General features: G+C 66.4%; 8 protein-coding genes and 1 pseudogene. 4 read left to right on the top strand and 5 right to left on the bottom strand.

Annotated elements, in window-relative coordinates:
• Window positions 1-23 precede the first annotated feature (23 nt).
• The 3 genes and pseudogenes from ACSFA8_RS24995 to ACSFA8_RS24985 all read right to left on the bottom strand — a co-directional run.
• The gene (locus tag ACSFA8_RS24995) at window positions 24-1,145 is read right to left on the bottom strand and encodes a PAS domain-containing sensor histidine kinase (RefSeq protein WP_435482166.1); all 1,122 of its coding nucleotides are present in this window, start codon (window positions 1,143-1,145) and stop codon (window positions 24-26) included.
• 8 nt (window positions 1,146-1,153) lie between these two features.
• Window positions 1,154-1,957 (bottom strand): alpha/beta fold hydrolase, encoded by an 804-nt coding sequence (locus ACSFA8_RS24990; RefSeq protein ID WP_435482194.1) that lies wholly within the window; start codon window positions 1,955-1,957, stop codon window positions 1,154-1,156.
• A gap of 240 nt (window positions 1,958-2,197) precedes the next feature.
• Window positions 2,198-2,296 (bottom strand): annotated as a pseudogene (locus tag ACSFA8_RS24985) (hypothetical protein); the annotation flags it as partial.
• A gap of 323 nt (window positions 2,297-2,619) precedes the next feature.
• Between ACSFA8_RS24985 and ACSFA8_RS24980 the strand changes: the two are divergent.
• Window positions 2,620-5,868 carry an autotransporter outer membrane beta-barrel domain-containing protein gene (locus ACSFA8_RS24980; RefSeq protein ID WP_435482165.1) on the top strand — a complete coding sequence of 1,083 codons (3,249 nt, stop codon included), beginning with the start codon at window positions 2,620-2,622 and terminating at the stop codon, window positions 5,866-5,868.
• Between the two features lie 524 nt (window positions 5,869-6,392).
• On the opposite strand, the gene ACSFA8_RS24975 is transcribed toward ACSFA8_RS24980, so the two are convergent.
• Window positions 6,393-6,689, bottom strand: coding sequence for a hypothetical protein (locus tag ACSFA8_RS24975; protein WP_435482164.1), 297 nt, complete (start codon window positions 6,687-6,689; stop codon window positions 6,393-6,395).
• Window positions 6,690-6,710: 21 nt separating this feature from the next.
• Window positions 6,711-7,004: a hypothetical protein gene (locus ACSFA8_RS24970; protein WP_435482163.1), complete on the bottom strand. Its 294-nt coding sequence runs from the start codon at window positions 7,002-7,004 to the stop codon at window positions 6,711-6,713.
• 301 nt (window positions 7,005-7,305) lie between these two features.
• Between ACSFA8_RS24970 and ACSFA8_RS24965 the strand changes: the two genes are divergently transcribed.
• Genes ACSFA8_RS24965 through ACSFA8_RS24955 form a run of 3 tightly spaced genes read left to right on the top strand, consistent with a single transcriptional unit; the run spans window position 7,306 to window position 12,081 of the window.
• Complete coding sequence (locus ACSFA8_RS24965; protein ID WP_435482162.1) at window positions 7,306-8,022, top strand: response regulator transcription factor; 717 nt, start codon at window positions 7,306-7,308, stop codon at window positions 8,020-8,022.
• Window positions 8,012-9,733 carry a FecR domain-containing protein gene (locus ACSFA8_RS24960; protein ID WP_435482161.1) on the top strand — a complete coding sequence of 574 codons (1,722 nt, stop codon included), beginning with the start codon at window positions 8,012-8,014 and terminating at the stop codon, window positions 9,731-9,733. The genes ACSFA8_RS24965 and ACSFA8_RS24960 overlap by 11 nt, the downstream gene beginning before the upstream one ends.
• Before the next feature lie 23 nt (window positions 9,734-9,756).
• Window positions 9,757-12,081, top strand: coding sequence for a CHASE2 domain-containing protein (locus ACSFA8_RS24955; RefSeq protein WP_435482160.1), 2,325 nt, complete (start codon window positions 9,757-9,759; stop codon window positions 12,079-12,081).
• Window positions 12,082-12,303: the final 222 nt, after the last annotated feature.

Below are 12,303 nucleotides of genomic sequence, written 5' to 3'. Positions count from 1 at the left end.
CGCCCTCGGCCGATCAACCTCGCTCAGGGGCGGGCCCGGACCGCCGCCGTAAACGTTGTGCCCAGTGGGTCGCTCGAGTCCACCTTCACCGTTCCGCCGTGGGCCTTGGCGATTTCCAGGATGATGAAAAGGCCAAGCCCCACGCTTCTGCCGGTCGCCGCTGCCGCGCCGCGAACCATGGGTTGAAACAGGGAGGCAATCAATTCATGGGGGATGGCCGATCCCCAGTTGTGAACGGAAATTTCGATTCGCTCGTCGAGCACCGTCGTCGTCACCGTGATATCCCTGCTCGCATCGCCATAGGCCACGGCATTTGCCACCAGGTTGCCCACCAGTTGCGACAGCCGATCCGGGTCGACAGTGCACCTGCCGTCGCCGTGAGTCTCGTGGCGCAGCGTCCGGTCGGGAAACGACAGCGCGAGTTCGGCCACGCTCTGAGCTACAACTTCGTGAAGATCGACTTGGCAGGGGTTGATCGCGATACCTTTTCCGACGCGAGCGACCGTGAAGTCCAGGAGGTCGGAAACCAGTCGATTCGCCCGCTCCACCGATTGCGCCATCCGCGACAGCACACGCGCCTGGTTGTCCGTCGGTGCATGCCGGAAGATCAACTGGATACCGGTGTTCACCGCGGACAGAGGATTGCGCAGATCGTGGCTCACGATGCCAATCATCTGCTCCGCGAAAAGCGCCCGATCCCTCGTTTCGGCCTGGAGGCGTTCCACTTCCGCGACCTGCGCCTCGAGCTTTCTGCGGGACAGCAGCAGTTCCTGTTCGTACTTGTCCCTGTCGCGTGCGACGAACGCCGCCACCTCGTCCGTCAGCGCCGGACCCTGCCCATGCCGCACGACGTTCAGCACCATCGGCACTGAGCTGCCGTCCCGATGCCTGACGTCAAGCTTGAGCTCTGAGATCGATCCTTGCATCTCCAGCAGCGGTGCCCAGTGCGTCTCATGGAAGATGCGTGCGCCCATGGTCAGCAGATCCTGGAGCCGCTTCTTGCCGACCAGTTCCTCCTTGGCGTAGCCCAACCACAGGCAGAACGGCTGGTTCACGCGAAGGAAGACACCCTTCGCATCGGTCTGCATCAGACCGCAGGGCGCTCCATCCAGGAGTTCTTCGCGATCCGAGTCAAGCGTAGACACAGAACCACCTACAGCCCGTGCTGCAACAGGAAGGAATCGATCGCGTCGCTGCTCGCGCCGGGCCGGCTCAGGTGCGGGCAATGCCCGACGTTCTCGATGATCCTGAGCATGCTGTTCGGCATCAACCTGTGCATGTATTCGCCGACCGCGACGGGAGCGATCAGGTCGTCGTCACACTGGAGAATGAGCGAGGGCGTCCGCAGATTCGCGATCGCGGGGCGAAGGTCAGACAGGAAGGTCACCCGCGCGAAATGCTTCGCGATCTCGGGGTCGGTACGGCAGAAGCTGTTGGTCAGCTCGACGCCCAGCTCGGGTTGCTCGGGTGCTCCCATGATGACCGGCGCCATGGTGCTCGACCAGCCGAGGTAATTGCTTTCGAGGGTGTGCAGCAGCGAGTCTATGTCGGCGCGTTCGAACCCGCCGATGTAGTCGCCATCGTTGATATAGCACGGCGAGGGCCCCACCATGGCGTGCGCCGCGAAGAGTCCTGGATGCGCCCGATCTGCGAGAACGCCGATCATTGCGCTCACCGAATGTCCAACAAACACGGCGGGGCCTTCCCGATACGCTTGCACGATTTCGGCTATGTCCTCGGCATGGCCGTCGAGCGTCGCGTACTTGTCTCGGTCGAAGGCCGACAGATCCGAACCGCCACTGCCGACGAGATCGAAGACCACGGTCCTGTAGCGCTTGCGATATCCGGGTTCGAGCAGACGCCACATGTGCTGGTCGCACCCGAATCCGTGGGCAAAGAAAAGGGTCGCGGGGCCGCTTCCGGCTGCATGGATCTTGTGGCGTTGCTGCAAGTTCATGGTTGGCTTTCTCGAACCGAATGGCTTTGCAAAGCATTGCGCCATGAGGCGTTTTCGCTGGGAAGTGGGGGAAGGCTGCGGAAGGACGGGCGATGGTTGGCACGGATCGCTGATGGGCCGCAAATTGGGAAAATCGAAGAGCCTGAGCTTCGTTGCCCTGCTCTCGCACTTGACATTGTGACGCGTGATGATCAGGTTGTCCGTCCAAGGCAGTTGTCTCACCAGCGGTGCGACTTTCTCGTCATCACGGTAGGCTTCGTAAAACTGGCGCATCCGGAAAAGATTGGGGCGGGTGAAGCCTCGCAGTCCCGGTTGCGTGTCGGCCAGGTGCCCCGCCAATTGCGCGACAACGCCATCGCCCCACTGCGGCTGCCAGCTTGCGGCTGATGTATTCGCCCACCTGCCAGGGCGTCCTGGTCGACCAGGCAACCCTCTTTCGCGCCCTGCTTAGTTGTGTGCTGCATTCGCAACGAAACAAAGCAAACAAAAACGAAAGAATGTGAACAATTATGCATTCGGAAGAGCAATGCCAATTGCTCCTTATTTACTCCAAAAGTATTGCCTTAGAGTCCGACCCGTTCCAGGGAGATACAGAGCACCGGTCACACGAGTGCCGCCCATGCACCTCGTGCGAGTGCACCATCAATAGCAGGACTCAGGTAATGAATAGGATTTTTCGCGTCATCTGGAATGACGCGCTCGCCATTTGGGCCGTCGCATCCGAACTCGGACGCGGCCACGCGAGATCGACCACCGCCGCGCAGGGCGTCGCCCTGCTTGCGGCCACTTTGCTGGCGACGGCTTCCTTGCCTGCCGCGGCCGCGTGTGCCACCGACACGAATACCAACACGATCACCTGCACGGGAGTCGACCAGGCCACCACCGTGGGCACAGGTCCGACGACCCCGACCGGCACTGTGGTCGAGGTCACTTCGGGCGCCACAGTCAGCACAGGCAACAGCTCTGGTATCAGCGTCAACGACGCGGCCAGTATCGTCGTCCGTAGCGGTGCCACAGTGCAGAACAACTCCACCAACGCCCAGTCGCCCTTTGGGGGCATCGGCGCGAACACGATCGAGATCAACAACAACAGCACGGTCACCGTCGAGGCAGGAGCGACCGTCGCCGCCACCGGCACGGCTTCCAATTCCGAGGCCATGAATCCCGTAGGCAGCGGCAACACCATCATCAACAACGGAACCATCCATTCCGCACACGCGTCCATCTGGTTCCAGGCCAACAGCGGCGCCAACACCGTCGTGAACAACGGCACGATCACCGCAGGCGACGGTACGGGCTCGACCACTGCGACCGTCATCGGCGCCAGCGGCACGATGGCCATCGACTTCACCAACAAGGGCAGTCTCACCGGTTCGCTCGCCTTTGCCGGCGGCAACGACGCGTTGCGCTGGTATACGGGGGGCTCGATCACCGGCAACGTCAACGGCGGCGGGGGCGCCAACCTGCTCACGCTCAACAGCGACAACAACGCGGCCGACACCTTCGCGCCGCTGTCTCTCAGCGGTTTCCAAACGCTGGTCAACAACAGCGGCACCTGGACCTTCAACCCGGCGCTGGCGCCAGCGGGCATCACGAGCACCTCGGTTGTTGGCGGAACGCTGATCCTGGGCGCCGACAACAGTGCCTACACAGGCAGCATGAACGTCGGCTCGGGCGGCGTGCTGCAGAGCAGCGCGCAGTTCGCGCCGGCAGCGATCACCGACAACGGGCTCGTGCGCTTCGCCCAGCCCGACAACGCAACCTACGCCGGCCTGGTGAGCGGCACGGGCGGCCTCGAAAAGACCGGCGCGGGCACGCTCACGCTGACGCAGGATCAGGCCTTCACGGGCACCACGACGATCAGCGCCGGGGTGCTGCAGTTGGGCAACGGCGGCACCACCGGCTCGGTGAGCGGCAACATCGTCGACAACGCGACGCTGGTCGTCAACCGCTCGGATGCGCATACGCTATCGAACACCATCAGCGGCACCGGCTCGCTCGTGAAAGAAGGCGCCGGCACCATGACGATGAGCGGGGCCAACAGCTACAGCGGCGGCACCGCGCTCAAGCAGGGCCGATTGAACGTCGGCAACAACCTGGCGCTGGGCACCGGTACGCTGGCGATGGACGACGGCACCACGCTCGGCTTCGTTGCCGACGGGCTGAACCTTGCCAACGCCGTCGTGCTGACCGGCAGCAACGACCCGGTGATCGACACCGGCAGCTTCGGCGCCACGCTCAGCGGCAACATCAGCGGCGGCGGCTTCATCACCAAGATGGGCAGCGGCACCCTCACGCTCTCGGGCGCTAACAGCTATACCGGCGCGACCGATGTGGCCGAAGGCACGCTGAAGGCCGGCGCCACCGGCACCTTCAGCGCAGCTTCGGCGCACACCGTGCAAAGCGGTGCCACGATGGATCTAGCGGGCTTTAGCCAGACGGTCGCCTCTCTCACCAACAGCGGCACCGTCTCGCTGGTGGGCACCGCACCGGGCACCACCCTCACCGTCAACGGAGCCTATGTCGGCAACAATGGCGTGCTGCGGCTCGGCACGTTCCTGGGCGACAGCACCAGCGTGAGCGACCGGCTGGTGCTCAACGGCGCGAGCGCCTCGGCCAGCGGCCGGACCAGCGTGCAGGTCACCCAACTCGGCGGCCTGGGCGCACTGACGACGGGCAACGGCATCGAAGTGGTCTCGGCGCTCAACGGCGCCACCACCACCGCGCAGACCACCAAGGATGCGTTCGCGCTTGCGGGCGGCCATGTTGATGCGGGCGCCTTCGAGTACCGCCTGCATGCCGCCGACGCCACGGGCGCTGGCGAGAACTGGTACCTGCGATCGACTACCACGACACCTACACCGGCAACGCCAGGCTCGAGTGGATCGACAGGCAGCACGAGCAGCCCAGGCAGCACCGGCACCATCGCCGTCCAAGTGCCCACTTATCGCGCCGAAGTCCCGTTGCTATCCGCACTGCCCAGCCAGGTGCGCCAGATGAACCTGGCCATGATCGGCAATCTGCACCAGCGCATCGGCGACGACGACGTCAAGGGCAGCGGCCCCGCATCGACCGGCGGCGATCGCCGTGCCTGGGGCCGTGTGATCGCAACCGACATCGACATCCGCCAGCAAGGCACCGTCAGCCCGCACAGCAATGGCAACGTCAAGGGCTTCCAGGCTGGCACCGACCTGCTCGCCACGTCAAACTGGCGTGCCGGCGTGTACGTCGGCCAGCTGGACGGCAGCGTCAAGGTCAGCGGCTTCGCCCGCGGTGTCGCCAACCTGGCCGTTGGCTCCAACGACCTGCGCAGCCAGTACCTGGGCGCCTACGGCACCTGGACCGCTGATTCGGGCTTCTATGCCGATGCCGTGCTGCAGGCCGGGCGGCACCGCTACACCGTCGAGCCGCTGTCGACCGCGCGCAGCGCGGGCAAGGGCGACAGCCTGATGGCGTCCATCGAAGTGGGCCAGGCCTTCGCGCTCGGCGCGAGCGGCTGGAAGATCGAGCCGCAGCTGCAACTGATCCACCAGCACGTCGGCTTGAACGACATCGCCATCTCCGGCGCGGGCGTGCGGCAAGACAGCGACGACGGCTGGATCGCGCGGATCGGCGTGCGCTTGAAGGGCGAGATCGCCACGGGCCTCGGCACGCTGCAGCCCTACGGCCGCTTCAACGTCTACAAGGCGAGCAGCGGTACCGACGTGGTTCGCTTCATCGGAGCCGCTGGTACGACCGACATCACGAGCCGCACCGGCTCTACCGTCAGCGAACTGGCCGGTGGCCTTACCCTGGCGCTGAACCAGACGACCAGCGTCTACGGTGAAGTCGGCAAACTGTGGGCCTCGGGCGGCGACGCGAAGGTGAAGAGCGCGCTGCAGGGCTCGCTCGGGGTGCGCATCAAGTGGTGAGGGGCTGCCGCAGCCGGCTGATCTGCGAGCCTTGAGGAGCGGACTTGCGAGGATGACTGCGGCGGCAGTCCTCGCAGCCTCTCGCGCTTTCCCTCTTCGTGGAAGTGCGCGAGCGGAGCTTTGATCAGATCGCTGCGCGCCACGATGCCCACCAGCGTGCGAGAGCGCGCAGCCTGCACCACCGCGTCATTCGCGGACAGTGATCCTTCCGGGTGCCCGTTTGGGCACGGCTGCGGCCGTGGTTGGACCACACGCACGGAGTGGGCGGCATCCGAATTTTCTTCAGGCTACTGGAGCCCGGTATCGCCCGAGATCCGGTGGTTGACAGCGTCGCGACCTGACTCAACTTCGAGAAAAATAGTCGATCCTGTCGACTTGCCATGGTTGGGGTACGGCTCTGCGCTGCGGATTGCCGACACAGCGGCTGTCCTGAGAAGGCAACCAGATCGACATGGGCAGCGTGAACGTCGAGCCGTTCGCCGGTTTCGCACATGTGAGACTGAAGAGCGATGCGCAGGCCAGGATCACGACTTCTTGAAGCGCTGGATCATCCGGGTCTTGCACGCGCTTTCGCGCTCGGTTTCGAGCGCGGCGATGATGATCCACTGGGCGGGGTCCAGTTGAAGGTCTTCGGCCAGGGCACCCGCGATCACGGGCGAGAGCCGACCCCGGCTGCGCGCCGTGCGCAAGGCTTCGTTCGACAGCCCGAGACGCACCGCCCAGACGCGCAGGTTGTCTTTTTTCAGCGCCATGCCCAGGAGATCCATCGTCGTGGACGGTTCGCATGGCGCGGCCTTTTGCGGATTAAAGATGCTGGTCATAGAGCGGTGAGCGGGTGGCGCCTACAGGCACTGCATGCGCGGCTGCGCCGATGTTCTTCCTGGGGCACGACTAGGGAAGCGGTCCAGCAGGATGCGTCCGAGCCTGGTGATCTCGTCGACGGTCGCGGGCGATTGCGCGTGGCTGCGCAGGAGTCCGCCGGGCGGTCGTGCTGCGTCGGGAATGGCGGCCTTGATGGAGCCGCTCAGCTTCAGGATTCTCAAGGTCTCGATTTCACCGTGATCGACGATACGAATGGGTAGCCTGGTGTTCGCCAAACGCTGCAGCAGATCGATGGGGCGAGGAAACTCGTACATGGGTTGAAAGATCTCGGGATTACGCATCCGAACCGGGTGCGTCTATGGAGCGCGAATGTAGTGACCCGACCTGGGCACCACAATCGAATTGACAAAGCATGAGAATCTAGGTGCTCGGTATGCAGAAGTCATGCAGTCCAAGTGGCAGCCGGACAGGTGGTTTTGTCCTACAACCAAGGGCCGCGAATTGACATTGCTTGACAATCTCCGGCGGCATTCGCGCGCGGTGCCCCGGTACACTTTGTTGTCGATTGGCGCGCGGCACTCGTCGCCCGGCACTTACTAAAGGGGTATCGGAAAAATGCGAGTTGCCGCACTGGACGACGACGTGGATCAGCTCGACCTCGTCAGGTGCACGCTGCAGTCCATCGGGCATGACTGCCATGTCTTCGCCGAGGGCGCTGCATTGCGGCGCGAGCTGCAGCGCGAGAGCTTCGATCTGCTGGTGCTGGACTGGCACTTGCCCGACATCACCGGGCCGGAGATCGTGCGCTGGGTCCGCTCCAACCTGCAGCATCGCATCCCCATTCTCTTCGTCACCAATCGCCACGAAGAGCGCGACGTCGTCGAGGGCCTGGCCGCGGGCGCCGACGACTTCATGGTCAAGCCCATGCGCGTCGGCGAGCTGGCGGCGCGCGTGCGCGCGCTGCTACGGCGGGCCTACGCGGATCCCCAGCCCGAAGAGCAGACCTGGGGACGCTACCGCTTCGCGCTGGCGAGCGGGCAACTCGAAATCGACGGCAAGCCGGTGGTGCTGACGCAAAAGGAGTTCGACCTCGCCTTGTTCCTGTTCCGCAATGCGGGGCGGCTCATCTCGCGCAAGCACCTGCTGGAGACGATCTGGGGCGTCAGCAATCCCTCCGGCACCGAGCTGATGTCGCGTTCGCTCCACACGCATATCTCCCGCGTGCGCACGATCCTCGGGTTGCGCCCCGAGAGCGGCTATCGCCTGGCCTCGATTTACGGACAGGGCTATCGATTCGAAGTGCTCGGCACCGATGACAGCCATGCCGGCTGAGCGTGCGGCGCGGGCCGCACGCCGCAACGCAGGGTGCATCGGGCGATGCATCGCGGGCCTGCTGCTGGCGCTGCATTCCGCCCTGGCTTTCTCCCAGCCCCAGGCCGTCGCGCTGCCGGATCTGGTTCATGCGGTGCAGGCGGGCGAAACCCTGTTCGGCCTGGCCGAGCGCTACACGGGCCGCTCCAATCGTTGGCCCCTGCTGCAGCGGCACAACGGCATCGCGGATCCACATCATCTCGATCCCGGCACCCGGGTGCGCATTCCGGCGGTGCTGCTGGCCGCTGCCCCCAGCTTCGCGACCGTGGCCTACGTGACGGGCGAGGCTCGCCAGATCGCTGCGCAGGATCTGCAGCCGCAGCCGCTGCAGGCGGGCGCACGATTGGCGGAGGGCACGCGCATCGAGGTCGGTGCCGACGGCTACGTGCGACTTCAGATGAGCGACGGCTCGCTGGTGCGCATCCCCGCGAGCTCGCAGGTGCGACTGGTCGGTGTGCGGCAGCAGGAGGCCTTGCAGGCCAGCGAGACCCTCATCCAGCTCGAAGCCGGCCGCGTGGATGCCTCCGCGCAGCCGCAGCGCAGCCCTTCCAGCCGCTTCGAGATCCGCACGCCGCTGGCGGTGGCCAGCGTGCGCGGCACCGAGTTCGGCGTGGCTCTGCAACCCGACGCCGCCGTCACCGGCGAAGTCACGCACGGCGCCGTGAATCTGAAAGGCCGCGGGCGCGATGCGCGCCAGCGCACCACCCGGCAGCATCGGCTTCGCGCCGGAGAGGGCGCGCGCGTGAGCAGCGCCGGCGTGGTGGGGCCCGTGCGCAAGCTGCCGGGCCCGCCCGACCTGACAGGCCTGCCGGGAACCGTGACCGACCTCGACTTCGTTCGCCTGCCGCTGCCGGCCGTCGCTGGCGTTGCGGCCTATCGGGTACGGATCGCCAAGGACGAGGCGGTGGAGCAGGTGGTGCGCAATGGCGTGTTCGCGGGCGCCGAGCTGCAGTTCGCCGCTCTCGAGGACGGCACCTACATGGTCGGTGCACGCGCGGTGGACGCGGAAGGTCTCTCGGGCCCGGAGAGCACGCGTGCGCTTCGCGTCAAGGCACGGCCGGTAGCGCCGCTCTCGCAACGACCATCACCTGGAGAGAAGATCGGGAGCGGCACGGTCGAGTTCAGCTGCACGCAACCCGCCGGTGTTCGGCGCTTCAGGCTGCAGGTCGCCCGCGACGAGGCCTTCGAGGCTCTGCTGGTCGACGATGAGGCCCTTTCCGAATGCCGGCGCTCGGCCCCCCTGCCCCCCGGTCGCTATGTCTGGCGCGTGGCGTCCGTGGGCCTGGCGCCGGACGGAAGTCCGGATCAGGGGCCCTTCAGCGCGAGCCAGCGCTTCGAAGTGGCGGAGCCACCGCCGGTGCCGAAGGTGGGCGGTGAAGACGGCGCGCTGCAGGTCTACTGGACCGCGGTGCCTGGCTTCCGGTATCACGTCGAGGTCTCGCGCGGCGGCGACTTCGCCGAGCTGGTGCACGACGTGACGGGATCCGAAGGCATCCTGCAACTGAGCGATCTGCCCCCCGGCACCTACTACGTGCGAATGCAGGCGATCGCGCCGCAGGGTGAAGCCGGCTCCTTCTCTCCGACCCAGGCCGTGCGAATCGGCGCCGTGCTGCGCGACGCCGGCGGCGGCACCGTGCGCGATGGCAGCGGCCGGCCCATCGACCGGCAGTAGCTGCGCCACGGCTTGCCGCAACCATGCTGAACCGCCACTTCTTCGCCGCAGGTCGTCGCCTGCCCTGGCGCCGGTTCGAATGGCTGGCGCTGGCGATCGTCGTCGCGGGCCTGGTGTCCGTCATGGACCGGTGCGGCTGGCTGCAGGAGCCGAACCGATCGCTGCAGGACACGTTGATGTTCCTGCAGGCGCGCCCCGTCGATCGCAGCGAGGTGGTCATCGTGGCCATCGACGACAAGAGCGTTGCGGCCCTGGGAAGATGGCCGTGGCGCCGCTCCTTCCATGCCAACCTGATCGACCGCATCGACGAGGACGCGCCCGCCGCCATCGGCATGGATCTGCTGTTCATCGAGCCGGAACAGCGCTTCCCCGCCGATGATGCCGCGCTGGCCGCCGCGGTGTCGCGCAGCGGCAAGGTGGTGCTCCCGCTGATGATGCAGAGCCACAATGCGGAGCCCGTCATCGTCGAGCCGCTGCCCGCGCTGCGCCGCGGTGCCGCAGCGCTGGGGCATGTCCATCTCGACGTCGACGACGACGGCGTGGCCCGCGGCGTGTACCTGCAGGAGGGCCTGGCCGGCCGCCAGTGGGATCACTTCAGCCTCGCCATGCGCAAGGTCGGCGATGCCGGGACGGGCTCCGCACAGGCCGGGACCGCGGCGGCGAGCAGCGGTGCGGACGGCGTTCCCGGCTGGCAACGCTCGCACAGGATGATCGTGCCCTTCGCGGGTCCGCCGGGGCACTTTCGGCAGCTGTCCTACGTCGACGTCCTGGACGGCGCTGTGGCCCCGGAAACCTTCAAGGGCAAGTACGTGCTGATCGGGGCCACAGCGGCCGGCCTGGGCGATCTGTACACCACGCCTGTCTCGGGCCGCTCGAAGCTGATGTCCGGCGTCGAGTTGTCGGCCAACGTGCTCGACAGCCTGCTCAGCCAGCGCCGCATGGCCCCGCTGCCTGGATGGCTCAATGCGACGCTGAACGTCCTTCCCGTGCTGCTGGCGCTGGTGGGCATGGCCTTCGTCGGCCCCTTTCCGGCGCTGATGCTGACGGTGGCGATGATGGCGCTGCCCCTGGCCGCGGCCGCGGCAGCGGCATCCTTGGGTTTTCAGTTTCCGCCGGCAGCAGGCGTGCTCGGCGTGGGCCTGGGCTATGCCTTGTGGAGTTGGCGAAAACTCGACGTGGCCTCGCGCTACCTTGCGGACGAGTTCGGCCGGCTGCGCCGCAGCGGGCGCATGGGGGCCCTGTCCGGCAGCGCCCCCGCCTCGTGCGATTTCCTGGGCCGCCGCATCGACGCGCTGCGGCAGGCGGCCGAGCAATTGAGCAACCTGCACCGTTTCGTCAGCGACAGCCTGGAAGGCTTGCCCGACGCGACCCTCGTCTGCGATCGGGCGGGGATCGTGCTCCTTGCCAACGCCGCAGCGGCACGTCATTTCGGTGTCGACTCCGGCGCCGAGCTGCAGGGCACCCCGGCGCCCGCCCTGATGTCGGACGTGTTGTCGCAGTCGGATCACCAGCCGGTCGTCAGCGCCGCCAGCCTGGCTGCGTCGCCCGCGACCGTCTCGGCCGCCGCCCGCGACGGATCCGAGCGCGACCTGCTGGTCAAGCAGGCGCCCTCGTTCAGCGGCGGCGGCGAGCATCTCGGGTGGATCGTCTCGCTGGTGGACGTGACCGCGATGCGCCAGGCCCAGCACCAGCGGGATCACGCGATGCGCTTCCTGAGCCACGACATGCGCGCACCGCTCGCTTCCATCCTCACGCTGCAGAGCTTGCAGCGGCAGAGCCCGTCGGCGATGACGCCGCTGCAGTTCCACGAGCGCATCGAGCGCCATGCGCGCAAGGCGCTGGGCCTCGCCGACGATTTCACGCAGCTGGTTCGGGCGCAGTCAAGCAGCTATCGGGTCGAGCGCTACAACCTGGTCGATGTGCTGCTCGAGTGCGTCGACGATGCGTGGGAAGCGACGCGCCGGCATGGCGTGCGCATCACCATGGCGCCTTCGCCGGAGGAGGCGCACAGCGTGATCGACCGCGAGCTCGTTGCGCGCGCCATCGGCAATCTGCTGGGCAACGCGCTCAAGTTCTCGCAGGTGGGATCGTCGATCACCTGCGCCGTCGAGCCGCTCCCGCTCGAGTGGGCGGTGCTGGTGCAGGACCAGGGAGAAGGCATCGGCGAGGAACTCCAGGCCCGGTTGTTCGAGCCTTTTTCCAGGGGAAGTACAGGCGACAACGTCGAGGGAGCGGGCCTCGGACTGGCGTTCGTCAAGACCGTGGCCCAACGGCATGGCGGCAAGGTGCTGCTGGACAGTGCGCCGGCGCGCGGCAGTGCGTTCCGTCTCGTCCTGCCCCGGGCCTGAGCGCGCGTTCTCGATCTCGGCGGCCAGCGCGAGCAGCGCGCCCGAGAGTTCCTGCTCAACGCTGCGAATCGTTCCCACAGCGGAGACCGCGTTCACAGATCGCGTTGGCGGGGATTGCGCCAACACTACAAGCAGGTGGTCGCCAGGCAGAAGCTGACGCGCGAGTAAGGCATTTCGCTCGCTTAGGACGATGCGCAAACGCCCGCGCAAGAAGCTGCCAGT

Source organism: Variovorax nitratireducens (assembly GCF_051216545.1).
Lineage (GTDB): Bacteria > Pseudomonadota > Gammaproteobacteria > Burkholderiales > Burkholderiaceae_C > Variovorax.
Note: the sequence above shows the minus strand (reverse complement) of the source record. Positions and strands in the feature narration are given on the sequence as shown.